This window comes from Asanoa sp. NPDC049573, assembly GCF_040676615.1.
Taxonomy (GTDB): domain Bacteria; phylum Actinomycetota; class Actinomycetes; order Mycobacteriales; family Micromonosporaceae; genus Asanoa.
Genome location: NZ_JBFAPI010000003.1, coordinates 391,523 through 415,408, shown reverse-complemented (window position 1 = coordinate 415,408; position 23,886 = coordinate 391,523). Strand labels below are relative to the sequence as shown.

General features: G+C 69.4%; 22 protein-coding genes. 10 read left to right on the top strand and 12 right to left on the bottom strand.

The features are described 5' to 3' along the window. Nucleotides 1–11 precede the first annotated feature (11 nt). Together AB0J74_RS08965 and AB0J74_RS08960 are read right to left on the bottom strand one after the other, a co-directional pair. Nucleotides 12–1,994 (bottom strand): metallophosphoesterase family protein, encoded by a 1,983-nt coding sequence (locus AB0J74_RS08965; protein ID WP_363446193.1) that lies wholly within the window; start codon nt 1,992–1,994, stop codon nt 12–14. Nucleotides 1,995–2,121: 127 nt separating this feature from the next. Further along, the gene (locus tag AB0J74_RS08960) at nt 2,122–3,333 is read right to left on the bottom strand and encodes a HupE/UreJ family protein (protein WP_363446191.1); all 1,212 of its coding nucleotides are present in this window, start codon (nt 3,331–3,333) and stop codon (nt 2,122–2,124) included. A 168-nt stretch (nt 3,334–3,501) separates the two neighbouring features. Here AB0J74_RS08960 and AB0J74_RS08955 point away from each other — a divergent pair, with 168 nt between their 5' ends. From AB0J74_RS08955 to AB0J74_RS08940, 4 genes are all read left to right on the top strand, one after another. Continuing rightward, nucleotides 3,502–4,155, top strand: coding sequence for a hypothetical protein (locus AB0J74_RS08955; protein ID WP_363446604.1), 654 nt, complete (start codon nt 3,502–3,504; stop codon nt 4,153–4,155). A 113-nt stretch (nt 4,156–4,268) separates the two neighbouring features. Beyond that, nucleotides 4,269–4,565, top strand: a complete 297-nt coding sequence (locus tag AB0J74_RS08950) for a hypothetical protein (protein WP_363446189.1) — start codon at nt 4,269–4,271, stop codon at nt 4,563–4,565. Between the two features lie 215 nt (nt 4,566–4,780). Further along, nucleotides 4,781–5,011 (top strand): hypothetical protein, encoded by a 231-nt coding sequence (locus AB0J74_RS08945; RefSeq protein WP_363446187.1) that lies wholly within the window; start codon nt 4,781–4,783, stop codon nt 5,009–5,011. 227 nt (nt 5,012–5,238) lie between these two features. After that, on the top strand, nt 5,239–7,464 hold the full coding sequence (locus AB0J74_RS08940; protein ID WP_363446603.1) for a glycoside hydrolase family 9 protein: 2,226 nt from the start codon (nt 5,239–5,241) through the stop codon (nt 7,462–7,464). A gap of 65 nt (nt 7,465–7,529) precedes the next feature. Here the strand turns inward: AB0J74_RS08940 and AB0J74_RS08935 are convergent, their stop codons facing one another. Both AB0J74_RS08935 and AB0J74_RS08930 read right to left on the bottom strand, forming a co-directional pair. Continuing rightward, nucleotides 7,530–8,246, bottom strand: a complete 717-nt coding sequence (locus tag AB0J74_RS08935) for a GAF and ANTAR domain-containing protein (protein WP_363446185.1) — start codon at nt 8,244–8,246, stop codon at nt 7,530–7,532. A gap of 97 nt (nt 8,247–8,343) precedes the next feature. Beyond that, nucleotides 8,344–9,051: a GAF and ANTAR domain-containing protein gene (locus AB0J74_RS08930; RefSeq protein ID WP_363446183.1), complete on the bottom strand. Its 708-nt coding sequence runs from the start codon at nt 9,049–9,051 to the stop codon at nt 8,344–8,346. Nucleotides 9,052–9,425: 374 nt separating this feature from the next. On the opposite strand from AB0J74_RS08930, the gene AB0J74_RS08925 reads away from it, so the two are divergent. Continuing rightward, nucleotides 9,426–9,776, top strand: a complete 351-nt coding sequence (locus AB0J74_RS08925) for an STAS domain-containing protein (RefSeq protein ID WP_363446181.1) — start codon at nt 9,426–9,428, stop codon at nt 9,774–9,776. Between the two features lie 31 nt (nt 9,777–9,807). Here AB0J74_RS08925 and AB0J74_RS08920 read toward each other — a convergent pair whose 3' ends face one another. From AB0J74_RS08920 to AB0J74_RS08890, 7 genes are all read right to left on the bottom strand, one after another. Continuing rightward, entirely contained in the window at nt 9,808–11,301 is a 1,494-nt protein-coding gene (locus AB0J74_RS08920) for a protein kinase (protein ID WP_363446179.1), read from the bottom strand. A 99-nt stretch (nt 11,302–11,400) separates the two neighbouring features. Further along, nucleotides 11,401–11,826, bottom strand: a complete 426-nt coding sequence (locus AB0J74_RS08915; protein ID WP_363446177.1) for an ATP-binding protein — start codon at nt 11,824–11,826, stop codon at nt 11,401–11,403. Between the two features lie 76 nt (nt 11,827–11,902). Beyond that, the gene (locus AB0J74_RS08910) at nt 11,903–12,913 is read right to left on the bottom strand and encodes a dipeptide ABC transporter ATP-binding protein (RefSeq protein WP_363446175.1); all 1,011 of its coding nucleotides are present in this window, start codon (nt 12,911–12,913) and stop codon (nt 11,903–11,905) included. Continuing rightward, a complete protein-coding gene (locus tag AB0J74_RS08905) occupies nt 12,897–14,018 on the bottom strand; it encodes an ABC transporter ATP-binding protein (RefSeq protein WP_363446173.1) in 1,122 nt (373 codons plus the stop codon). Before AB0J74_RS08905 ends, AB0J74_RS08910 begins: the two co-directional genes overlap by 17 nt. Continuing rightward, complete coding sequence (locus tag AB0J74_RS08900) at nt 14,018–14,965, bottom strand: ABC transporter permease (RefSeq protein WP_363446169.1); 948 nt, start codon at nt 14,963–14,965, stop codon at nt 14,018–14,020. Before AB0J74_RS08900 ends, AB0J74_RS08905 begins: the two co-directional genes overlap by 1 nt. Further along, nucleotides 14,958–15,884, bottom strand: coding sequence for an ABC transporter permease (locus tag AB0J74_RS08895; protein WP_363446167.1), 927 nt, complete (start codon nt 15,882–15,884; stop codon nt 14,958–14,960). Before AB0J74_RS08895 ends, AB0J74_RS08900 begins: the two co-directional genes overlap by 8 nt. A gap of 128 nt (nt 15,885–16,012) precedes the next feature. Then, nucleotides 16,013–17,644 (bottom strand): ABC transporter substrate-binding protein, encoded by a 1,632-nt coding sequence (locus AB0J74_RS08890; protein ID WP_363446165.1) that lies wholly within the window; start codon nt 17,642–17,644, stop codon nt 16,013–16,015. Between the two features lie 578 nt (nt 17,645–18,222). Between AB0J74_RS08890 and AB0J74_RS08885 the strand changes: the two genes are divergently transcribed. Both AB0J74_RS08885 and mdh read left to right on the top strand, forming a co-directional pair. Next, on the top strand, nt 18,223–19,284 hold the full coding sequence (locus AB0J74_RS08885) for a peptidoglycan DD-metalloendopeptidase family protein (RefSeq protein ID WP_363446163.1): 1,062 nt from the start codon (nt 18,223–18,225) through the stop codon (nt 19,282–19,284). Between the two features lie 69 nt (nt 19,285–19,353). After that, nucleotides 19,354–20,304 carry a malate dehydrogenase gene (gene mdh / locus AB0J74_RS08880; RefSeq protein ID WP_363446161.1) on the top strand — a complete coding sequence of 317 codons (951 nt, stop codon included), beginning with the start codon at nt 19,354–19,356 and terminating at the stop codon, nt 20,302–20,304. 59 nt (nt 20,305–20,363) lie between these two features. Here mdh and AB0J74_RS08875 read toward each other — a convergent pair whose 3' ends face one another. After that, nucleotides 20,364–21,023 (bottom strand): MBL fold metallo-hydrolase, encoded by a 660-nt coding sequence (locus tag AB0J74_RS08875; protein WP_363446159.1) that lies wholly within the window; start codon nt 21,021–21,023, stop codon nt 20,364–20,366. A gap of 254 nt (nt 21,024–21,277) precedes the next feature. Here AB0J74_RS08875 and AB0J74_RS08870 point away from each other — a divergent pair, with 254 nt between their 5' ends. The 3 genes from AB0J74_RS08870 to AB0J74_RS08860 all read left to right on the top strand — a co-directional run bounded on the left by AB0J74_RS08870 (nt 21,278) and on the right by AB0J74_RS08860 (nt 23,871). After that, nucleotides 21,278–22,492 (top strand): NADP-dependent isocitrate dehydrogenase, encoded by a 1,215-nt coding sequence (locus tag AB0J74_RS08870; protein WP_363446158.1) that lies wholly within the window; start codon nt 21,278–21,280, stop codon nt 22,490–22,492. A 63-nt stretch (nt 22,493–22,555) separates the two neighbouring features. Further along, a complete protein-coding gene (locus tag AB0J74_RS08865; RefSeq protein WP_363446156.1) occupies nt 22,556–23,158 on the top strand; it encodes a pentapeptide repeat-containing protein in 603 nt (200 codons plus the stop codon). Nucleotides 23,159–23,214: 56 nt separating this feature from the next. After that, complete coding sequence (locus AB0J74_RS08860) at nt 23,215–23,871, top strand: formylglycine-generating enzyme family protein (protein ID WP_363446154.1); 657 nt, start codon at nt 23,215–23,217, stop codon at nt 23,869–23,871. Nucleotides 23,872–23,886 lie beyond the last annotated feature (15 nt).

Here is a 23,886-nt window from a genome sequence, read left to right as displayed (position 1 = left end):
GGAGCGTCAGATCAGCTGCTGAGTGCGGTGATCGTGAGAGTGGTGCGGTAGTCGCCCTTCTGGACGTTGCCCGGGATCTTCAGATCCAGGTCGGCGCCCAGCTTCGCGGTGCCCTTGTCGTGGCCCTGCTGGGCCCAACCGAGGCCGCGCGAGACCGACAGGCCCTGGCCGTGGTCGTCGTAGGCCGACGGCACGGCGCCGTTGGCCTGCGCCCCCGCGCCCGCCTGGAGAACCTGCGGCGTCCAGCCGAGGTAGGCGCCCGAGAACGTCTGGTCGGCGTCGCGGAAGTCGCCCGCGCTGGCCGAGATCGACCAGGGTGCGAGCGAGCGCCGGGTGTCCGATACGACGATCGGGTTGATCTGACCGGTCGCCCCGAAGTAGGCGGCGTCGTGGTCGACGGCGGTACCGAGGTCGACGAGACCGTTGTAGCCGTCGATGGTCCAGCCGAACTCACCCGGGGCGGCGTTGGGCACGCTGACCTGGATCGCCTGGCCGTCGCCGTGGTAGGGGTGCACGGTGACCTTGTCGACGACCGAACCGACCGGCTGGTCGGCCGTGGTGTTGTGGCACCAGTCGACCTTGCCGAGCTCGACGGCCGCGTTCGGGGCGTCGCACGTACCGCTGCGAAGGTTTTCGACCACCAGCTTGTCGCTGCGGACCTGGACCTTCACGTAGGAGCGCACGTGCTCCTGGTTCTGTACCGAGTTGTACCAGTAGTTGTCCGGGTTCAGCGGGTCCGGACCGTTGCCGGCGCCGCTGGTGGCCTCGTCCTTCGCCGGCTCGGTGATGTCGTAGTACTTCGAGCCCGACGAGGAGTTGCCGGTCACGTAGAGCACCCCGCCCGGACCGGCGAACACGTCGGCGGCGCCGGGCTGCTCGTCGGGGTTCGCCTTCTCGCCGTTCTTGACCAGGTAGCTACGCGAGTAGCTGTGGTCGTGACCCTGCAGGACGAGGTCGACGCCGAGCTTGGAGAACGCGGTCGGGAAGTCGACCCGACGCACCTTGTTGTCGCCGTCCTGGGCGTGGTCGGCCGGCGAGTAGATCGCGTGGTGGTAGACGAGCACCGTCCACTTCGCGTCGGCTCCGTGCTGGTTGATCACGTCGGTCACGTACTTGATGTGTGCCTCGTCGCCGCCACCGCCCGAAGTGGTGCTGTAGCTGTTGCTGTTGAGGTCGACGAACAACGTGTCCTTGTAGATGTACCAGTAGTCACCACCCGACGTGTTCGACGCCGGGTTGCCGTTGGCATACAACGGGCCCGAGCGGTCGGTGTTGGGCGTGTAGAGGTGCTGCTCGTAGGCCTTGCCGCCGACGTCGTGGTTGCCGATGGTGGCGGCCCACGGGTACTGGCGCAGCTTGTCGGGCGCCAGGAAGGCGTTCCACTGCGACTCGGTGTTGGCCGACTCGACCTGGTCGCCGCCCGACACCAGCAGTTCGGCGTCGGGGTTGGCGGCCAGCGAGACGTCGAGGGTGTCCTGCCAGCCGGCCTGATCCTTGGCCACGTTTCCGGACGAACCGATCTGCGGGTCGCCGTAGAACAGGAAGTCGTAGTCGCCCTCGAAGTCCTGTGTCTTGAAGGAGTACGTCGGCGACCAGCCGTCCTGCGCACCGACCCGGTAGGAGTACGACGTGTGCTCACGCAGGCTGGAGATCGTCGCGTGGCGGTTGAAGCCGCCGCTCGTGGCGATGTTCGCCGCACCGCTGGCGTCGAAGGTGGCCGCGTTGGCGGGGAACTCGCCGTTGACGAGCGCGGCGGTCGGTGCGACCTCGACCTCCTGCGCCGTGTCGGCGGTCGAGTACCACGTCACGATGCGCTGCGACTCGTTGGCACCCACACCGAGGATGATCCCGGTGAGGGTGGTGGGCTCGGCCGCACTGGCGGCGGTCGCGAATCCGACCACGCCCGCGCCGAGGCCCAGGACCGCCGCGGTGGCCCCGGCGGCCACACGGCGCCGCGCAAGCCCGGAGGCATGCGGGGTTTTGCTGAATCTCATCGGTTTCCGTCCCTTTTCCTGATGAGAGAGGGGTTGAAGCGACCCCAACGTTTCGCCGCTTGATGAACCGGTCATGAATGAAGTCGGGCAGGACCGTGGCCCTTCCCAGAAGATCTACAGTGACCGCTCAGACGCCGAACGCCCGTTGCACGAACCAGATCAGCCCCATAAGGGACACCGCCCCGGAAATCACGCCCGTGGTGTAGAGGCCCGTCTTCGGCGCCCGGCGCCGCAGCACGATCAGCAGCGGGAAGACAACGGCGATGATGGTGAGCTGCACGACCTCGATGCCGACGTTGAACACCAGCAGCGACGACAACAGGGCCCAGGAGAACGGTTCGTCGATTCCCAGGGCGCCGGCGAAGCCGAGGCCGTGCACGAGTCCGAAGCCGAATACGACCGCGAGCCGGGTCCAACCCGCACGGTCAAGGCTGAAATGGCTGTCGCCGGTCGTTTCGAGGTCGGTGGCGTGGGCGCCGCGCCGCCCGATCCGCCACAGATACCAGCCGGCGACCACCGCGATCGACAGCGCGATAACCGGTTCCACGACCCGTGCCGGCACGTCGACCAGACCCAGCGCGGCGAGAATGAACGTCACCGAGTGGGCCAGGGTGAAACTGGTCGCCGCCAGCACGATCTCGCGCAGGCGGCGCGAGCCGGCGATGAGGGCGAGCAGGAACAGGATGTGGTCGACGCCGGTCAGCAGGTGCTCGACGCCCAGCCGGAAGAACTCCCAGTAGCGCTCCTGCCACGATTGCCCGGTCGAGAAGGCCGGGTTCCCGGTGTCCAGCGCGGCGCTGCCCGAATGGCCGTCGAGCACGTACGTGACGATGGTCTTGGTGCCTTTGACATAGCCTTCGGTGTCCGGGAACAGCCCGCTGCGCATCTCGTGCCCGGTCGCTTTCCCCGGACAAAACCAGTCCAACAACAGGTCGGCGTACGGCACACCCTCCTGCGCGCCGAGCGTGAAGTCGCCCACCTTTGTCGGCGTGCAGGTCTCGCCGCCCGACGTGGCGACCGAAAACCGCTTGGTGACGTAGGCGACCGCCGGATCGGCGTAGGTGTTGAGCGCGGCCGCCTGCGCTTCGGTGTCACCGTTGTCGAACGCGGCGGTGCCCGCCCGGAACAACGGATCGCTGTCCTCGTAGTCGGCGGTCGAGACGACGAACAGGTCGTATTCGAGCGCCAACTTGGTACGCACGTGACCGTCGCCACTCGACGTGATGTCCGCGTACACGGTCGACGAGAAGCCGTGTGCGAGGGCCGGCCCGGCGTTCAGGAACACCATCGCCGCCACGGCGATGGCGACGACGAGGGTCCGACTGGTGCGCAGTGCCATGGTGCTCCTTCACTCGACCGTGCACGCTGCACGTCCCGGGTGAACGCGAGCCGGCCCGCCGGCGAACCGCTGACGACAAACTCCCTCACGGATTTGCGCGCGGCGGGAACTGGGATAGGAAGAACGCGCACCTCGTCGTCACCACCCGAAGGAACACCCGTGCGCGCCATGCTTCGGGCCGCCGCCACGCTCGCCGTGGCGGCCGCTCTGGTCACCGGATGCGGATCCGGAGACGACTGGTCACAGCCACACCCGACGCCGACCCCGGTCGGCACGTTCGGCCCAGGCTTCGTCGACCCGTCGTCGGCGCCAACGCCGGAAGCGACCATCACCCCCGAACCCGGTTCGTGGAATGCCGTACACCCGTCGAAGGGCTACCGGGTGGTGCTGATCACCGCCGGAGACGACGCACCCACCAGGACCCTCGTGACCGCGGTCGAGGATTGGGCCCGCGCCGAGCACGTCGACCTCCGCACGCTGCGCGCCGGCGATCCGGTGCCGACGATCGTCAAGGCCGTGGAGATGGGGCCGGATCTGATTGTCAGCGCGGGCAACGACCTGGTCGATCCGCTCGCCGTGGTCACCGCGAGCCACCTGGCGCAGCAGTTCCTGGTGCTGGGCGCCGAGGTGGCCGAGCCAACCCACAACGTCACCGCGGTCGACTGGACCGGCGGCTCGTTCCGCGGCGAAGGGCTCGGCGCCTCGTCGACCTACGACGCGGCGTCGTTCACGAGCGACCGCTGCGCGGCATCGATCAGGGCCGGCGTCGCCGCCGTACTCCACGACCTCACCGGAATCGTGATCTGGCTCGACCAGTTCTGACGTTTCTGCCCGCGCGCCGCCGACCGGTCGCGGTGGGTTCACCCGTCCCAACGCGCGTACGCGCCGTTCGGGCCGGCACCGGGCCCAGTGACGAAGGGAGACTCGACGCGCCCGTGCAGCCATCGATCAAGGACCGGCGCAGTCCCACCGTCGCCGCGGGAGAGGAAAAGGGTGCCTGGCGCGCGATCCTGGAGCAGGGTGCGCACCTGCTGCGAAGCAGTGCACCGATGTCGGGTTTCGACGTTTATCGTAATACGGCGATGAACATCGACGTCGCGCGGACGCGGGCGGACCGGCAGTCGCTGCTGCCGCTGGCCCGGCCGCAGTGGGGCGTCGACGACATGAAAGACGACTTCACCGGCACGTCGGAGGTGCCCGGCGTGTTCGACGTCCGGGCCGCCAACGGCTGAGTCGGCTGCACGCCCACCCGGCGGGCGGGGCCGGCGGACGGCTCCGTTTGTCGCGCGACGGAGCGGGTAGCCGGACCACGAGGGGAGCCGTCGGCGAGGTCGGAGGTTGTCCTGCGGGCGAGGCCCCTACCGGAGATCAGGGTTGAGGAGAAGGAGCGCCCGCCGTGCGGCGCAACCGCCGTTGATTCAACCGTTTCCGTGGAAGGAGCAGTGCCATGGCCGAGTCACATTCACCGGCCGACGACATCGTCTACGACCTGGTGAGCATCCAATACCACGCCCTCAAGGCAGCAACCGTCTACGACACGTACGCCGCCGACGCCGAAGGCCACGACGACGTGCGCGAGTTCATCGAGGAGATCCGCGAACAGGACGCCCACCGAGCGGTGCGCGTCCACCAACTGTTGGGCAAACTCACCGCGAAGCCCGGCCAGGGCATCGGCTGACCGAGGCCCTCCTGAGCCAACTCGCCCGACCGGCGCCGGAGCCGGCGGGCGAGTTGGTCGTCGTCCCGGAGCGATCGAGGCATTGACATGCGGCATACCGGGTGCCAGCATCACAACCATTGGGAGCGCTCCCAATAATCTTATCGCTTTCGATGCATCGTCCCTCCATCGGAAGGAACACCGTGGCCTCGTCCCCCCTCTGGCGGCGCCGGCCGGCGGCTGTCGCCGTGGCCGTGCTGGCCGCCACCGCGCTCGTCGGCGCGCCGGCCGCGGCCGCAGGACCGGAACAGATCGTCAACGGCACCTTCGACAGCGGCCACGCACCCTGGTGGGCGACCGGCAACCTGACGCTCGACTCCAGCAGTGGGCAGCTCTGCGCCGACGTGCCGGGCGGCACGGTCAACCCGTGGGACGCCATCATCGGCCAGGACAACGTGCCGCTGTTGGCCGGCGAGACCTATGAGTTCCGGTTCTTCGGCAGCGCCACGCCGGCCCGGGTCGGCAAGGCGCTGATCCAGCTGCCGGTCGATCCTTACACCCAGTTCCTGTCGGCGACCCCGGAACTGAGCGTGTCCGGCAACGACTACAGCTACACGTTCACCTCACCGGTCGATCTGCCCAACGCGCAGGTGGCGTTCCAGATCGGGGGCAGCGCGACGCCGTGGCGGATCTGCCTCGACAACATCTCCCTTCAGGGCGGCGCCGAGCCCGACGAGTACGTGCCCGACACCGGCCCGCGGGTGCGGGTCAACCAGGTCGGCTATCTGCTCACCGGCCCGAAGAACGCCACGCTGGTCACCGAGGCGACCACCCCCGTGCCCTGGCGACTCCAGAACGCCGCCGGCACCGTCGTGGCGCGGGGCACGTCGACACCGCGCGGCCTCGACGCCTCCTCCGGCCAGAACGTGCAGACCATCTCGTTCACCGCGTACGCGAAGAAGGGCACCGGCTACACACTGGTCGCCGACGGGGAGACGAGCCGCCCGTTCGACATCGGAACCGACTTCTACGAGCGGCTGCGGCTCGACGCGCTGAAGTTCTACTACACCCAGCGCAGCGGGACCGCGATCGACGACTCGTTGCGCCCCGGCTACGGCCGACCGGCCGGCCACGTCGGGGTCGCGCCCAACCAGGGTGACACCGACGTGCCGTGTCAGCCTGGCGTCTGCGACTACCGGCGGGACGTCTCCGGCGGCTGGTACGACGCCGGTGACCACGGCAAGTACGTCGTCAACGGCGGCATCTCGGTGCACCAGCTGATGAGTGAGTACGAGCGTTCCCTGCTCGCCCGCACCGGCGAGTTCTGGACCTTGCGCGACGGCACGCTGGCTCTGCCGGAAAGCGGCAACCGGGTGCCGGACATCCTCGACGAGGCCCGGTGGGAGCAGGAGTTCCTACTCAAGATGCAGGTGCCGGCCGGCCAGCCCTACGCCGGCATGGCTCACCACAAGGTGCACGACGCGGCCTGGACCGGCCTCCCGCTGCTGCCGCACCAGGATCCGCAGAAGCGTGAGCTGCATCCGGTCTCGACCGCGGCGACGCTCAACCTGGCCGCTACGGCGGCACAGGCCGCCCGGGTCTTCCTGCCCTACGACCGGCGATTCGCCCAGCGCAACCTGGCCGTGGCCAAGACGGCCTGGGCGGCGGCCAAGGCGAACCCGGCGATGTACGCCGACCCGGCCGACGGCGTGGGCGGCGGCGCCTACGACGACCAAGACGTGACCGACGAGTTCTACTGGGCCGCCGCCGAGCTCTACATCTCCACCGGCGCCAAGGAATACCGCGACGCGATCCTGGCCTCGCCGCAGCACACCGCGGACATCTGGCGAGACCGTGGCTTCGACTGGGGCCACACCGCCCAACTCGGCCGGCTGGAACTCGCCACGCTGCCGAACCTGCTGCCCGACCGGGCGAGGGTACGCGCATCCGTGGTCGAGGGCGCCGAGGGCTACCTCGCGACGGCGCGGGCCCACCCCTACGGCATCCCGTACGCGCCGGTCGAGAACACCTACGACTGGGGCTCCAACAACCTGGTGCTCAACAACGCGGTCGTGCTGGCGGCGGCCTTCGACATCACCGGCCGGGGCGAATACCGCGACGGTGTGCTCGAGACCATGGATTACCTCCTCGGCCGCAACGCCCTCAACCAGTCCTATGTGACCGGTTACGGTGAGGTCGCCTCGCACAACCAGCACAGCCGGTGGTATGCCCACCAGCTCAACCCCGACCTGCCGAACCCGCCGCGGGGAACGCTGTCCGGCGGCCCGAACTCGTCGATCCAGGACCCGGTGGCGCAGCAGAAGCTGCAGGGGTGCGCGCCGCAGTTCTGCTATATCGACGACATCGAGTCGTGGTCGACCAACGAGCTGACCATCAACTGGAACGCGCCGCTGGCCTGGGTCGCCGCCTTCGTGGCCGACCAGGACAACGGCGACGCGAGGGGCCGCCTCTAGGAGCTGCGGAGACGGCGCGCCGGCTAGCCGGAACCGGTCTGGCCGAGCGCGCCGGAAGCAGCATCTCAGGCCGGTGGCCGGGTCACCTCGACGGCCACGTCGGGCAGGCTCTTGCCGATCTCGGCGGCGCGCACGCGCAGCGTCAGATAGGCGGTGTCGGCGGCGACGTGGTCGCGCGCCATGACGACGCCGATCGCCTGCTGGATCAGGTCTCTGGTGTGCAGTGCGGTCGCGATGCCGGCCAGCAGCTGGGCGCAGCCCGGCCGTGTCTCGTGGCCGTGGTCGCCGGGCTCGCCGTCGTAGAGCGCCCGGACGTGGCGGGTGAGCTCGGTCATCGGCTCCGGGTCGTGTGCGTAGAGGTTGAGCGCGGCGACCGGAACCCCGCTGCCGGCGAACAACGGGATGGACAGCGAGGCGCGCAGTCCGAGATTCCAGGCGACGTCCCGGAACTGCGGCCATGCCATCACCGCGCCGATGTCGGGCACCTCGACGGCTTTGGCGTCACGGAGCGCGTCGAGACACGGGCCGCTGCTGTCTGCATATTGAGCAGCGTCGACGTCGAGGGCGAGCTGGCTGCTGGCGGCGACCGTGGTCGGCGGGCCGGCGCCCTCGGCGGTGACGGAGGCGTAGCTGACCGGCTCGACCAGGTCGGCGGCCAGCCGGACGATCAAAACCAACTGTGCGTCGATGCCGACGTTGTCGTCCGGGGTTCCGGCAAGCGTGGCCAGGGCACCGGCCAGCGCGCCGGCCGGGTGGTGCGGGCCCGCGGGAGGTTGTGACATCACCTGTTTCCTCCCCGTGGCGGCGGTGACAACCGTGTTGATTGATACCCGGTCAGGGGCATCTCACGCCACCGATACGGGGCGGGGGTGACCGTCGCTACGGCTCGCGCCGCACGTTGTCGACCAGCGCGGCGGCCACGTCGCGGAGTTTCCGGTTGGTGTCCTGGGAGACCTTGACCAGGATGGCGAAGGCTTCGTCGGCGGTGCAGCGCCGTTGGCCCATGACGATGCCCTTGGCCTGTTCGATGACGGCCCGGCTTTCCATCGCGCTCTGCATGTGGTTGGCCAGTGTCGCCGTGGTGTCGTAGAGGTGCGCGTTGGCCATGGCGACCGAGGCGTAGCCGGCGAACGTCTGGGCCAGCGTGACTCCGTCGACGTCGAACGCGTCGGGTTTGGTGCCGTAGATATTGAGGGCCCCGATCACGGCGTCCTGGATCGGCAACCCGATCGACAGGGACGACTGCACGCCCTCGGCGTACGCGGCAGCCGCCCAACTCGGCCAGCGCCCGTCCTTCGACGTGTCGGGCACAGACACGACAACGCCGCCCTCGGCCGCGTCGATGCATGGGCCTCGGCCCAGCTCGTACTGCCACTCGTCGAGCCTCAGCGCGACCGCTCCGGTGTAGGCCGCGGTGTGAGCCTGGCCGCCGCGTACGAGGGTGACCGACACCTCCTCGGCGCCTGGAATCGTGCGCTGTGCGAGCTCGGCGACCTTCATCAGCACGCCGTTGAGATCGGTTTCGCTGAGTTTGACCCGGCCGAGAGCGGCGAAGGCCTCAGTGGGATCGAGTGGCTGTTTGTCCATGGCGTCCTCATAGCGGCGATGGCCAGGGCCGCGCGCGTCGGCGCGGCGGAAGCGGACGGCAGCTCGCGATCGCGGCTGCTGCACGGCCCGGCGCACGCTGCGCGAGACCGGGACCCACGCCCGCTGTTGGACGCCGGTTCATCGAACCCAGAGGTCCGACCACAGGCATCCATTCTACCCCGCGTCACGGGGCCAACCCGGCATCGGTTTGGCGGACGCCTGGGTGGGACATATTCTCGAACCGGGTCAAGCCACGTGCCCGTCCTGAGAAGTCCTTGTCAGGGAGGTGCGGCGCCGCCATGACTTCCACCCGGCACCAGCCCACACCCAATATGTCCCCTTTGGACCGCCGCCCGGGTCACCCGTCGCCGGTCATGGCCACGGTTACCGGTGCCTCCGGAAACGCACTGCTGAGCGTCTCGTTGTGCGGCCAGGATGCCGGTGACCAATGCGCGTCGCCCGAGCCCCTGCTGGTGACCGCTGCCGGCGAGGTCGACATCGACACCGCTCCGCTGCTTCGCGCGGCCCTGGTCGACGCCGTGTCTCGACACAGCGCGGTCCATTGCGACCTGCGGGAGGTCACTTTCTTCAGCGCCGCGGGCGCCGCCGCACTGGCCGACGCGCACCGGCGTGCCAGACAACGCGGCTGCCAGTTCGTCGTACGCGGCGCCCGCGGTGTCACCGAACTCGTGCTGCGGGTGACCGGGATCGAGCAGCACCCTTAGCCGACCGGCCGGTCACCCGCCGTCCAGGGGCTCAGGAGTGCCGAGTGATCTTCGCCGACGCGGTACCGGAGCGACAGGTCACCGCCATCTCGACCAGCGTGTTGCCGCGCCGGAAGGTGGCCGAGACGGCGTCGGCCGGGCCGGCGTCGACCTCGCCGATCACATAGCCCTTGGCCGGCGTCCATGACGACAGCCGGACCAGCCCGGTGTTGGCGCAGGCCGCGTCGACGCTGCCGCCCTCTGATGACAGCCGCTGGGTAGCGCCCCAGCGGACCGGTTCGGGCGCCGGGGAGGTCGGCGCCGGCGGCGTCGGCACGGGTCGCGACGGCACCGGGGTCGGGCCGGGCTGGCCGGCTACCGGCACGCGGGGCACGCCCGGGGCCGGCGCGGCTGAACTGCCAGCGGTCGGCCCGGGTGGCCCGGTGCGCGGCGACGAGGGCGTCGCCGCACCCGCTGCGCCGAGTCCCGTCCTTCGCTCGGCGGGTGACGCGGAGACCGTCGGCGACCGGACGGAACCGTCGGCCGGCCCTGGCCCGGGCGCGCGTGGGTCGGCCAGCCACCACCCACCCACCGCCAGCAGCGCGGCGGCCACGGCGGCAAGGGTGATCGCCCGCCGCCGTGGCCGCCGTGCGGGCGGAACCGGCACCGCGGGTGGCGGCTGCGGGGTGCTCGACACGATCGCGAGGTCGTCACCGACCGTGCGCAGCCCAGCCGCACCGGCCAAGGTCGCGGCGACCACCGTGGCGGTTGGCCGGGCGGCCGGATCCTTCGCCAGGCAGGCGTGGCAGAGCTCCGCCACCATGGCCGGAACCCCGGCGAGCGGCGGCAGCGGCGCCGGGTCGGTGTAGACGTGGTCGGTCATCAGGCCGGTGTCGGTCCGGGCCGCCCAGGGCAGCCGCCCGGCGAGCAGCTTGTAGAGCACGACGCCCAACGAGTAGACGTCGGACGCCGGCTCGACGGAGTCGAGAGTGATCCGTTCCGGAGCCAGGTAGGCCGGGGTCCCGTAGAACTCACTGTCCGGATCGGCCGGTCCGCCCGGTCGAACCGGCGCGGCGATGCCGAAGTCGACGACCTTGGCGCCGAGCGCCGTCACCATGATGTTGGCCGGCTTGATGTCGCGGTGCACGAGCCCGGCGTCGTGCGCGGCGGTGAGGGCGGCGGCCACCTGGGCACAGAGCCGAAACGCCTCCTGCGGCGACACCGGGGTGTCCGCGCGGTGTTCGTCTAGCGTCCGGCCGGAAACCAGCTCCATCACCACGAACGGGACCCACCGGCCGTTGTCGTCGGCCTCGCCGAAGTCGTAGACCTGTGCGATGTGCGGATGGGACAGTGCCGCGGCCATCCGGGCCTCGGCGCGCGTCCGCCGCCGGGCCGCGTCGTCGATCGCCTGGTCACCGGCGAGCACCTTGATGGCCACGGTGCGGCCGAGCACGTCATCGTGTGCCCGCCAGACCACCGCCGTGCCGCCGTCGCCCAGCCGCTCCCGCAACCGGTAGCGCCCGTTGAGGATCCGCCCTTCCCGCACCGACCCAGTCTGCACACATCGATGGCCGGCTACACGGTTGGCGGCCGAATAGTAATCATTAAGCGACCTGCGCCGATCCGCGGTCGGGTTTCCCATTTATCAGCGCTGGGCCGTGATCGTCACGGTGGTGCCGGCCGGCCCGCTCTCGATGGCCAGCCGGTCGGCGGTCTGCAGCGCGATCCACAGGCCCATGCCACCCGTGGCGCTGGCGGTCGGCCGTTCGGTCCTGCCCAGGTAGTCGGCGGCGGCGAACCCGGTGCCGCGGTCGGAAATCTCGCAGCGGATACCCCCGTCGACCCAGATGGTCAGCCGGCCGGCACCACCGCCGTGTCGCACGGCGTTGGTCATCGCCTCGTTGACGGCGACGAGGAAGCGCTCGGCCGCCTCGCCCGCAAGCCCGAGCTCCCGGACCGTTCCCGCGACCCGCCGCCGCAGCGCTGCCAGGCCGCCGTGCCGGAAATCGGCAATGAGCAGCAAAGAAGACCTGTCCGCCGACGAAGCTCCGCTCGGCGTCGCTGGTGCCACGGCGCGTCTCCTCGCTACTGAGGTGGTCAACGGTTACCCAACCGCGCCGGACCAAACCTCAATCGCGGGCCCGCGCCTAGGCGATGACCTGATGCAGTTCGGCGTAGTGGCAGGCCGACGGGTGCGGGTCGACCGCCCGTTGTGACAGTGGCGGCTCTTCGCTCGCGCAGCGTGGCTGGGCCTTCCAGCACCGGGTCCGGAAACGGCACCCACTCGGCGGATCGGCCGGCGACGGCACGTCGCCGACCAGCCGGATGATCTGCCGCCGATGGCGGGCCGTCGGGTCAGGCACCGGCACCGCGGACAGCAACGCCTGGGTATAAGGATGTGTCGGTCGAAGATAGACCTGGTCCGACGTTCCCGTCTCGACGATCCGGCCCAGATACATCACCGCGATGCGGTCGCTGATGTGGCGGACCACCGACAGGTCGTGTGCGATGAAGATGTAGGCCAGCCCCAACTCGTCCTGCAGCCGCTCCAGCAGGTTGACCACCTGCGCCTGCACCGACACGTCCAGCGCCGACACGGGCTCGTCGCAGATGATCACATCGGGACGCAGAGCCAGCGCCCGCGCGATACCGATCCGCTGTCGCTGACCGCCGGAGAACTGGTGCGGGTAACGGTTGGCGTGCTCAGGCGACAGGCCGACCTGCGCCAGCAGATCCCGTACGGCGGCATCGCGGTTGCCTTTCGGGGCCGCGTCCGGATGGATGTCGAAGGGCTCGCCCACGATGTCGGCCACCGTCATCCGCGGGTTCAGCGACGTGTAAGGGTCCTGCATGACCATCTGCATCGACCGCCGCAGCCGGCGCAGGTCGCCGGCCCGCATGCGGAACAGGTCGTGGCCCTTGAGGTACGCCCGGCCGGCGGTCGATGACTCCAACCGCATCAGGAGCTTGGCCAGCGTCGACTTGCCACAGCCGGACTCGCCGACCAGGCCCAACGTTTCGCCCGGTCGCAGCTCGAAGCTCACCCCGTCGACGGCCTTGACCGCGCCGACCTTCTTCGGCAGCACCACGCCCCGGCTGATCGGGTAGTGCTTGACCGCGTTCTCGACCCGCAGGATCGGTTCAGGCAATACGGGCATCGAGTGCCTCCGGCGGGAAGTGGCAGGCGCTCGTCCGGTCCATCCGACCGATCCGCATCAGGGGCGGCTCGGTCATCCGGCACATCTGCTGCGCGTACGGGCAGCGCGGGTGGAACGGGCAGCCGTCGGGGACGGCCGCCGGGTTCGGCGGGGTGCCGGCGATCGAGTGCAGGCCGTGGCCGCGGTGATCCAGGCGCGGGACCGAGGCCAACAGGCCGCGGGTGTACGGGTGGGCCGGCGCGGCGTACAGCGTGTGCACGTCGGCCTGCTCGACCACCCGGCCCGCGTACATGACGGTGATCCGGTCGGCGACGTCGGCGACCACGCCCAGGTCGTGGGTGATCAGGATCAGCGCCATCTCGAGCTCGGCCCGCAGCGTGGCCAGCAGGTCCATGATCTGGGCCTGCACCGTGACGTCGAGGGCCGTGGTGGGCTCGTCGGCGATCAGCACCTTCGGGCGCATCGCCAGCGCCATGGCGATCATGACGCGTTGGCGCATGCCGCCGGAGAACTGGTGCGGGTAGTCGTCGACCCGCTGGGACGCGGCCGGGATCTGCACCATGTCCATCAGTTCGACGGCGCGGCGGCGGGCATCCGCCTTGTTGATGCCGCGCCGGGAGCGCAGCGCCTCGGTGATCTGCCAGCCGACCGGGAACACCGGGTTGAGCGCCGACAGGGCGTCCTGGAAGACCATCGCGATCTCCTGGCCGCGCACCTGGCGGCGGCGTTCCGGCGCGACGGTGAGCAGGTCCTCGCCGGCGAACAGCACCTGACCACCGCGTACGACCGCCGGCGGTGTGTCGAGAATGCCCATGACGGCCTGGGCCGTGACCGACTTGCCGGAGCCCGACTCGCCCAGGATGGCGAGGGTCTCGCCGGGGTCGACGTGGAACGAGACGCCGTTGACCACGCGGGCCACGCCGTCCCGGCTGCTGAACTCGATCCGCAGGTCGCGCACGTCGAGCAGGTGCCCGCCGGAGCGCGGCGGGGTGACCGTGGCCCGGGCCGGCGCCGTCACCCAGGCCGCGGTCGGCGTGTCCCAGGAGGCGAAGCCACCGCCGGGCACGACGGGCGGCTCGTAGGAGGGGTACGACGAGTAGCTCATCAGCGCAGCTTCGGGTCGAAGGCGTCCCGGATGGCGTCGCCGAGCATGATGAACGCGAGCACCGTCAGGGTGAGAAACAACGAGGGCGCGATCAGGGGCATGGCCGCCTCCCGGACGTGCTTGCCGGCGGTGGAGATGTCGATGCCCCACGAGATCGCCGGTGGTCGCAGGCCGATGTTGAGGAACGACAGGGTGGCTTCGGTGGCGATGAACGTGCCGAGCGCGATCGTGAGCACCACGATGAACGGCGCGAGGGCGTTGGGCAGGATGTGCCGCCACATGATCCGCAGCGGGCCGGCGCCGAGCATCCTGGCCGCGGCGACGTAGTCCTGGCTGCGCGCGGCGAGCACCGAGGAGCGCATCACCCGGGCGGCCGTGGTCCAGCCCAGGATGCCGAGCACGATGACCACCGTCGCGATGCCGGAGCCCTGCCGGTCGGCGCTGAGCCGCTTGCTCAGCACGATGGCGGCGAGCAGCAGCGGGATGCCGAGCACCACGTCGACCACCCGGGACAGCAGCGCGTCGAGCCAGCCGCCGAAGTAGCCGGCCAGCATGCCGAAGACCAGACCGATCACACCTGTCATGAGTACGGCGAAGACGCCGACCAGGACGGAGGCGCGGGCGCCGTGCACGGTGCGGGAGAAGACGTCGCAGCCCTGGAAGTCGTAGCCGAAGAAGGCGCCGCCGGACGGGCCCGCGAACTGGCGGCGGGTGTTGCACGCGTTAGGGTCGGCGGAGCTGAACAGGCCGGGCGCGACCGCCATCAGGATGACCAGCACGACGAGCGCGGCCGCCACCCAGAAGATCCAGTTGCGCCGCAGGTCGTACCAGGCGTCGCCGGCCAGGCTGCGGGTACGGGCGGCCGGGTCCACGCCCGGCGGTGCGGCCGGGTCGGCCGGCGGCCGGACGCCCAACTCACTGGTGGCGGCCATCTCCAGGTCACTCATACCGGATCCTCGGGTCGAGTACGGCGTAGAGGAGGTCGACGAGCAGGTTCGTGACCAGGAAGACGACGACCAGCACGCTGACGAAGCCGACCACGAGCGGGCCGTCTTCGGTCTGGATGCCCTGGAGCAGCTTGGAGCCGACACCGGGGATGTTGAAGACGCCCTCGGTGACGATCGCGCCGGCCATCAGGTTGCCCAGGTCGACGCCGATCAGGGTGATCACCGGGATCATCGAGTTGCGCAACACGTGCACGGCGACGACGCGCCGGGCGGACAGACCCTTGGCGCGGGCGGTGCGGACGTAGTCGGCGCGCACGTTCTCGGCGACCGAGGCGCGGGTCAGCCGCAGCACCGTCGCGGTCGACGCGGCGCCCAGCACGAGCGCGGGCAGGATCAGCCCGTAGATGCTGGGTCGGGCGCCGGCGGTGGTGGGGAACCAACCGAGCTTGACGCCGAAGACGAGTTGCCCGATCGGCGCCAGCACGATGATCGGCAGGCCGACGACGAGCAGGGTGAGCGCCAGCGTCGAGTTGTCGAAGGCGCTGCCCCGGCGCAGGCCGGCGACCAGGCCGGCGGTGATGCCGAAGAGGGTGGCGAAGAAGAGCGCGAGCAGGGCCAGCTTGATGGTGTTGGGCCAGGCGTCGACCATGATGTCGCCGATCGGCCGGCCGGTGAGCGTCTTCCCGAAATCGCCGGTGAGCAGGGAGCGCATGTAGTAGCCGTATTGCACCAGGAACGGGTCGTCGAGGTGGTATTGCTCGGTCAGCACCTGCCGGACGTTGTCGCTGACCGGCTTGTCGCCCGCGAGCGCCTGGATCGGGTCGTTCTGGTTGGCGAACATCAGCGCATACACCACGAAGGTCGTCCCGATGAAGGTGACGACCATCTGGAGTAGACGTCTGATGATGTAGCGAGCCATGCGAGCCAGTCTCTGTGCGGGCGGTTGGTGGTCAGGACCAAGCAGAGGAACGTGAACTTACCCCGCGTTCCCTGACAGGCGAAGACCGCCGGCCCCTCGGAAGGGACCGGCGGTCACCGTGCCTGTGGTCAGCTGAGCACTTCGATCTGGTTGAGGTCGATCCGGCTGAACAGGTCGACCACCACGTTGCGGACCCGGGTGGAGTAGCCGTAGTTGTTCTGGGCGAACCGCAGCGGGATGACCGGAAGGTCCTTGGCCAGCAGGTCCTCGGCCTCCTGGTACTTCTTGATCGAATCTTCCGGTGTCGCGGCGGCCGAGCCCTCCTTGACCAGCCGGTCGAAGTCGGCGCTGCTGTAGCCGTAGTAGTTCGACGAACCCGTGGTCGAGTAGAGCGGGCCCAGGTAGCTCTCCATGGACGGGTAGTCCATGATCCAGCCGAGCCGGAAGATGCCGACCTTGTCCTTGTTCTGCACCTTGGTCAGCAAGTCAGCGATCTTCGCTTCGGGCACCGTGGTGCACTCGATGTCGAGGTTGGCGCTGAGCTGGTTGCAGGTCGCGTCGATCCAGTCCTTGTGCGGACCGTCGGCGTTGTAGGACAGCTCCAGCTTGGCCGGGCCGTTGTTCGACTTGTAGAGGTTCTTCGCCGCGCTCGGGTTGAACTCGCAGGCCTCGCCGCAGGTGTTTTCCCGATAGCCGGCGACCACCGGCGAGACGAACGACCGGGCCGACTGCTGCGAGCCCTTGAACACCGACCGGACGATCTCGTCGCGGTCGATCGCCATCGAGATCGCCTTGCGCACGTTGACGTTGGCGAACTCGGGGTCGTAGGTCGGGAACGCCAGGAACTGGAACTGCGCCGCCGAACTGCGCTCGAAGCGGTCGCCGAGGTCGTCGGTGGCGGTGGCGATGCTCTCGGTCGGGATCTGCGGGATCACGTCGAGGTTGTCCGACAGCACGTCGGCGTACGCGGCGCTGGGCTGCAGGTAGATCCGGAACTCGACGCCGCCGACCTTGGGCTTCGTGCCAGGGAAGGCGTCGTACTTCGCGACCTCGACCTTGGCGTCGTGCTCCCACTTGCCGTTCATCTGGAACGCGCCCTGCCCGATCGGGGCGCTCTCGTAGTCTTCGTTGATCACGCCGGGCGCGGAGAACGCGGCCTTCGGCAGCGGGACGAACGCGCTGTAGCCGAGGATCGTCTCGAACTCGGTGAACGGCTCGGAGAGCGTGACCTGGAGGGTCAGGTCGTCGATCTTCTTCAGCCCGCTCATCGTCTTGGCCTTCGGCGGTGCGCCCTTCTGCGGGCCGTCGCCGTCAGGGTCCCTGCCGCTCTGGGTGTCGGCATAGCCGTCGATCCGGCTGAAGAAGTAGCCGTTGTTCTGCCCGTTGGGGCCGTAGGCGCCGTAGTTCCACGCGTCGATGTAGTTGTCGACGGTGACCTTCTCGCCGTTGTGGAAGGTGTAACCGGGCTTGAGCTTGATCGTCCAGACCTTGTGGTCCTTGGACTCGATCGACTCGGCGGCGTCCGGAACCGGCTTGAACTCGCTGTCGTAGTTGACCAGTGGCGCGAACAGCGCGGTGATCACCTGGATACCGCTGGAGTCGTTGGTGTTGGTCGGCAGGAGGTGCTGAGGTTCGGCGATCTGGATGCTGACGACCCCGGCCGGGTCGACCTTCGCCGAATCACCGCTGTTGCAGGCGACCAGGCCAGCGGTGGCGACGAGGGGGACGACGGTTCGGGCGATCAGCCTGCGAACCTGCATGGAGCCTCCTTGATGGCACGTGCTCGCGCGCGGGTCGACGCGCCACCGGTCGGGTGACGCAGTGCAACGTCGGCAAAGGTAAGTCAATCGACTGCCCCAGCCCAAACCGGAGGATCACGACGAGGTCACGACGCAGGTCCGCCAGATGTTGCGGGTCAAGCTCTTCGTCTGTTGTGGAACGGACACACTCCGCAAGGTCACGAGTGGGCCGGAAGAAATTATGCCTCAGGATTTGGGGCAAAAAAGCCCGTACCCAAGACCGATATGTCGGAAGAAAGCACCCCGTCCGGCGAGCGATCGACTACCCACTGTGACCGGTGCCCGAGATGGTCTGGTCTACGGGCAACCGCCGCGGTTTCGCGGTACGACGACCCGGGTCCGCTGGCCCGATGGCGGCGCGCCGGCAAAGTTCGCGGGCGCTCCGACCGGCGTGGCGACGTGACCGAGATGCCCGAATTTCCGATCATCGGGGTATGCGACTCCGTATCGCAATTGCCGTATCTGCTGTCCTAACCACACTGATCGGATTCGCCGGAGTCGCCCAGGCGCATGCCGGCCCCAAGGATGACCTCGTCGACGTGGTGCGGCAATTGTTGATCGCGCGCAGCAAGTCGACCAGGGCCGCGGTCGCGCCGGACCCGCAGGTGACCGTCGCGAAGCGGACCAACCGCACCTGGGGCTTCGGCACGGCCGTGCTGCCGGCCCCGAAAGGCGTCGCCGCCTACCCGGAGGGATGGCTGTTCGTCGCCCGCCACGACAAGGACGGCTGGACGGCGGCCCTCGAGGGCGAGACCGCGTTCGCCAACCTCGCCAGCAAGGCGAGCATCCTCAGCGCCGAGGAGCGACGGATCTTCGGCGTCGACCGGAGCCGGACCGAGGCGTCACTCGACCGCCGCACCGGACTGCGCCTGCCGTGGGCGATCGGCCAGACCTGGCGCCTGACCGGGGGTCCGCACCCGATGAACGGCGGCCCGCGCAGTTCGATCGACCTCTCCGGCGGCGACGGGCGGGTGCTCGCGGCCCGCGCCGGGCTCGCGTACACGATGTGCTCGTCCGGCACCGGATGGCTCCGGGTGATCCACGACCGCGGGTACGCGACCGACTACTACCACCTCTCCGGCAACATCAAGGCCAGCGGCAAGAAGGTCGACGAGGGCGACTTCCTCGGCAACATCGGCAACGACGTGACCTGTGGTGGCTCGTCGACCGGCGCGCACGTGCACTTCGCGCTGCGCTACAACAACAAGTACGTGGCCATCGACCGGTACGCGATCGGCAAGTGGGTGATCCGGCAGACGGGCGGCGACTACGCGGGGTACGCGCTGCACGGCTCGACCAAGGTCAACGTCGGCGGCGGCCTCTACAACTACGGCAGGCTCGGCTTCCGGCAGGCGATCGTCGACACCAACGGCGGCGGCAACATCAACCGGCGCAAGGGCCCAGGCTCCGGGTACGCCGTGGTCGGCAAGACCCCCGACGGCACCACGGTCGACATCGCGTGCTCGGCCAACGGGACCACGCACACCGGGCGCGACGGCTACTCGACGAAACTGTGGAACAAGCTCACCGACGGGAGTTGGGTCAGCGACGCGTTCCTCTGGACCGGCCGCAGTGACCCGCTCAACGGCTGGTGCCCCTGAGCCGGAAACCCCTGACCGGCGCTGATACGGTCGCGGGAAATCTGCCGGTAACAGGGAGTTGAGACGACCATGGGCAAGAAGGTCACCGTCGTCGGTGCCGGTTTCTACGGCTCGACGACGGCGCAGCGGCTGGCCGAGTACGACGTGTTCGAGACCGTCGTGCTGACCGACATCATCGACGGCAAGCCCGAGGGTCTCGCCCTCGACATGAACCAGTCCCGGCCGATCGAGGGCTTCGAGACCCAGGTCGTCGGCGTCACCACCGGCACCGACGGCTCCGGCTACGAGCAGATCGCCGGTTCCGACATCGTGGTGATCACCGCCGGCCTGCCCCGCAAGCCGGGCATGAGCCGGATGGACCTGCTGGAGACCAACGCCAAGATCGTGCGGGGCGTCTCCGAGCAGGTCGCCCGGCACGCGCCGGACGCCGTCGTGATCGTGGTGTCCAACCCGCTCGACGAGATGACCGCGATGGCGCAGCTGGCCACCGGCTTCCCGAAGAACCGGGTGCTGGGCCAGGCGGGCATGCTCGACACCGCGCGGTTCAGCAACTTCGTCGCCGAGACACTGGCCGTCCCGGTCGGCACGGTGAAGACGCTGACGCTGGGCTCGCACGGCGACACCATGGTGCCGGTGCCCTCGCAGTGCACGGTCAACGGCAAGCCGCTGTCCGAGCTGCTGCCCGCCGAGAAGATCGACGAGCTGGTCGTCCGCACCCGCAACGGCGGCGCCGAGGTGGTCGCGCTGCTCAAGACCGGCTCCGCCTACTACGCCCCGTCGGCCGCGGCCGCCCGGATGGCGAAGGCGGTCGCCGAGGACAGCGGCGCGGTGCTGCCGGTCTGCGCCTGGGTCGACGGCGAATACGGCATCTCCGGCGTCTACCTCGGCGTCGAGGCCGAGATCGGGGCCGGCGGCGTGAAGCGGGTCGTCGAGACCGACCTCACCGAGTCGGAGCGGGCCGCCCTGGGCGAGGCCGCCGAGGCCGTCCGCGCCAAGCAGGGCGACGTCGCCAGCCTCTGAGATCGCGAGGGAAGGGCCCCTTGTCAACGCTCGGCGTTGATAAGGGGCCCTTCCCTCGTTCAGGTCAGCTCGACGAACGGGTCACCGAGGTGTGGGACCGCGAGTGCGGCGCGTCCGTCGCGGGCGGCCAGGTCCCGCAGCAGCGCCATGCGGGTGGTGCGGGCCACGTCCGGATCCATCTCGTGCGCGTAGGCCGTCTCCGGCGCGACCAGCTGCACGGCGTGCACCAGGAGGTCGCCGGTGATCAGCACGGTGTCGGCGGCGGCCTCGACCAGCACCGACTGGTGGCCGGGCGTGTGACCCGGGGTGTGGATCACCCGCAAACCCGGCGCGAGCCGGTGTTCGCCGTCGACCGCGTCGAGTTGACCGGCGGCCCGCAGCGGGTCCAACAGGTAGGGGCCGGCCGGAGACGCGTATTCCTCGATGGCCTTGATCTCGGTCTGCTGCATGACGTAGCGCGCGTTGGCGAAGAACGGCCTGCCGGCCCGCACGGCCCAGCCGATGTGGTCTGTGTGCAGGTGGGTCAGCACGACGGTGTCGACCTCGTCGGGGTGGATGCCGGCCTCGTCGAGCGCGGCCGGCAGCCGGCCGGGAACCGGTGCCCAGGTCGCGGCGGGAGAGTCGGCCGGGCCGATGCCCGTGTCGACGATCACCGTGCGCCGGCCGAGGCGGACCGCGAAGCAGCGGAAGCGCAGCAGCCACTCACCGCCGGCGGTCACGCTCGCCGGATCGGTTTCGTCGGCTTTGCGCCAATCATCCGGTGTTGCGGTGGGAAATGCCTTCGTTCGGGAGTCAAAGAAGGGACCTTCACCGTCGGACAAGGCGACGATCGTGACTTCTCCGACCTGGCGCTGGAGGGGCATCGCCCGATGGTCCCACGGTGCGGGCCGTGCCGAGGCCCCCTCCTCGGCTGCACTTCGGTCCTGCAGTACGCTCGTACTGCTAACGAGAAGTCCGAGAGGAGCGCCGGCCGATGGCCAAGATCAAGGTAGCGAATCCGGTCGTCGAGCTCGACGGCGACGAGATGACCCGGATCATCTGGAAGCAGATCCGCGAGCAGCTGGTGCAGCCGTACCTCGACGTCGACCTCGAGTACTACGACCTGTCGATCCAGCACCGCGACGCGACCGACGACCAGGTGACCGTCGACGCGGCCAACGCCATCAAGCGGCACGGGGTGGGCGTCAAGTGCGCGACCATCACGCCCGACGAGGCGCGGGTCGAAGAGTTCGGCCTGAAGAAGATGTGGCGCTCGCCCAACGGCACCATCCGCAACATCCTCGGCGGCGTCGTGTTCCGCGAGCCGATCGTGATGTCCAACGTGCCGCGGCTGGTCCCCGGCTGGACCAAGCCGATCGTCATCGGCCGTCACGCCCACGGTGACCAGTACAAGGCCACCGACTTCGTGGTGCCCGGCCCCGGGCGCGTCACGATCACCTACACCCCGGCCGACGGCTCCGAGCCGATGGAGTTCGACATCGCCGACTTCCCCGGCGGCGGCGTGGCCATGGGCATGTACAACTTCGACGACTCGATCCGCGACTTCGCTCGGGCGTCGTTCCGGTATGGCCTGGAGCGCAACTACCCGGTCTACCTGTCGACCAAGAACACGATCCTGAAGGCCTACGACGGCCGCTTCAAGGACCTGTTCCAGGAGGTCTTCGACGCCGAGTTCAAGGAGGCCTTCGCGGCCGCCGGCATCACCTACGAGCACCGGCTGATCGACGACATGGTCGCGGCGGCGCTCAAGTGGGAGGGTGGCTTCGTCTGGGCCGCCAAGAACTACGACGGCGACGTGCAGTCCGACACCGTGGCGCAGGGCTTCGGCTCGCTGGGCCTGATGACCTCGGTGCTGATGACCCCCGACGGCCAGACCGTCGAGGCCGAGGCCGCGCACGGCACGGTCACCCGGCACTACCGCCAGTGGCAGAAGGGCGAGAAGACGTCGACCAACCCGATCGCGTCGATCTTCGCCTGGACCCGCGGCCTCGCGCACCGGGGCAAGGTCGACAACACCCCGGCGGTCACCGACTTCGCCAACAAGCTGGAGCGGGTCTGCATCGAGACCGTCGAGGGTGGGCAGATGACCAAGGACCTGGCCCTGCTCATCTCCCGCGACGCACCGTGGCTGACCACCGACGAGTTCATGAACGCGCTCGACGAGAACCTGGCCCGCAAGATCGGCTGATGTTCTTGCTCAAGAGGCCCACCCGCGCTGCGCTCGGGTGGGCCTCTTGGCATGCTGGGCCGCATGGAATCCGGTTCGACGTTCAACGGTGAGCGGTTCGCGGTCGACGACTGGGCGCTGGATTCGCTGGAGCGGATCACCTTCTCGGGGTGCGCGTTCGACGAGGTCGATCTCACCGAGGCCGTGCTGTCCGGGTGCCAGTTCGTCGAATGCGACCTGTCGCGGGTCAAGTTCAGCAGCGCGGTGCTCACCCGGTGCGCGCTGTTGCGGTGCGCGATCCGCAAGTCCGCGTTCTTCAACGCCTCGCTGGACGACTGCAAGCTGACGGGTACGACGTTCGACGACTGCGACCTGCGCCCGTTGACCGTCACCGCCGGCGACTGGTCCTTCGTCGTGGCCCGTGGCGCGAAGCTGGCCGGCGTCTCGCTCGCGGGCGTGAAACTGCGGGACGCCGACTTCAGCGACGCCGACCTGACCAAGTGCGACCTACGCGGCGCCGACCTGACCGGCGCCCATCTGCGCCAAGCGCTGCTGAAAGGCGCCGACCTGCGCGGCGCCGATCTGAGCGGCGTCCGGCTGAACGAGGTCGACCTGACCGGAGTCAAGATCGACCTCGCGCAGGCGGCAATGGTGGCCGCCAACTACGGCGCCATCGTCACGGCTTGAGTCGTGGCGAGACGGCCCGCGTTGGTGGGTCGGCGCGACAGTGAGATCGTTTTCTGATGGAACCGCTGATCGCCGTGCCGTCCGGCCGGGTCACCCTGTCCGACCGGCGCACCGAGCGCCGCTGGGACGTCGACCTCGAGCCCTACCTGCTGGCCGCGTTTCCCGTCACCCAGGCCGCGTACGCGACCGTCACCGGTGAGCGGCCGAGCGCCGCGGCGCCCGGAGAGCGCCTGCCCGTCGAGAGCGTCTCGTGGTGGGACGCGGTCCGGTTCTGCAACGGCCTCTCGGCGCGCGAAGGGCTGACGCCGGCCTACCGGGTCGACGGCGAAGACGTCTCGTGGGACCGGGCCGCGGACGGCTACCGGCTGCCGACCGAGGCCGAGTGGGAGCACGCCTGCCGCGCCGGCACGACCGGGCCCCGTTACGGGCCGCTCGACGAGATCGCCTGGTACCGCGGCAACTCCGGCGACCGGATCCACGAAGTCGGCGGCCGGCAGTCCAACGCGTGGGGCTTCTACGACATGCTCGGCAACGTGTGGGACTGGTGCTGGGACATCTACGACGCCGAGGTCTACGGCAGCTACCGCGTCCTGCGCGGCGGTGGCTGGTTCGACGAGCAGTGGAGCTGCCGGGCCTCGGTGCGGCGGCGCAGCCACCCGACCTTCCGGGTCGACGACGTGGGGTTCCGGGTCGCCCGTACCGACCACGCTTGAAAACCGTACGTACGT

Bases quoted from the DNA above. Each gene is read 5' to 3' on its own strand.
- AB0J74_RS08965 (WP_363446193.1), bottom strand. From the start codon at position 1,994: ATGAGATTCAGCAAAACCCCGCATGCCTCCGGGCTTGCGCGGCGCCGT.
- AB0J74_RS08960 (WP_363446191.1), bottom strand. From the start codon at position 3,333: ATGGCACTGCGCACCAGTCGGACCCTCGTCGTCGCCATCGCCGTGGCG.
- AB0J74_RS08955 (WP_363446604.1), top strand. From the start codon at position 3,502: ATGCTTCGGGCCGCCGCCACGCTCGCCGTGGCGGCCGCTCTGGTCACC.
- AB0J74_RS08945 (WP_363446187.1), top strand. From the start codon at position 4,781: ATGGCCGAGTCACATTCACCGGCCGACGACATCGTCTACGACCTGGTG.
- AB0J74_RS08935 (WP_363446185.1), bottom strand. From the start codon at position 8,246: ATGTCACAACCTCCCGCGGGCCCGCACCACCCGGCCGGCGCGCTGGCC.
- AB0J74_RS08930 (WP_363446183.1), bottom strand. From the start codon at position 9,051: ATGGACAAACAGCCACTCGATCCCACTGAGGCCTTCGCCGCTCTCGGC.
- AB0J74_RS08925 (WP_363446181.1), top strand. From the start codon at position 9,426: ATGGCCACGGTTACCGGTGCCTCCGGAAACGCACTGCTGAGCGTCTCG.
- AB0J74_RS08910 (WP_363446175.1), bottom strand. From the start codon at position 12,913: ATGCCCGTATTGCCTGAACCGATCCTGCGGGTCGAGAACGCGGTCAAG.
- AB0J74_RS08905 (WP_363446173.1), bottom strand. From the start codon at position 14,018: ATGAGCTACTCGTCGTACCCCTCCTACGAGCCGCCCGTCGTGCCCGGC.
- AB0J74_RS08900 (WP_363446169.1), bottom strand. From the start codon at position 14,965: ATGAGTGACCTGGAGATGGCCGCCACCAGTGAGTTGGGCGTCCGGCCG.
- AB0J74_RS08895 (WP_363446167.1), bottom strand. From the start codon at position 15,884: ATGGCTCGCTACATCATCAGACGTCTACTCCAGATGGTCGTCACCTTC.
- AB0J74_RS08890 (WP_363446165.1), bottom strand. From the start codon at position 17,644: ATGCAGGTTCGCAGGCTGATCGCCCGAACCGTCGTCCCCCTCGTCGCC.
- mdh (WP_363446161.1), top strand. From the start codon at position 19,354: ATGGGCAAGAAGGTCACCGTCGTCGGTGCCGGTTTCTACGGCTCGACG.
- AB0J74_RS08870 (WP_363446158.1), top strand. From the start codon at position 21,278: ATGGCCAAGATCAAGGTAGCGAATCCGGTCGTCGAGCTCGACGGCGAC.
- AB0J74_RS08865 (WP_363446156.1), top strand. From the start codon at position 22,556: ATGGAATCCGGTTCGACGTTCAACGGTGAGCGGTTCGCGGTCGACGAC.
- AB0J74_RS08860 (WP_363446154.1), top strand. From the start codon at position 23,215: ATGGAACCGCTGATCGCCGTGCCGTCCGGCCGGGTCACCCTGTCCGAC.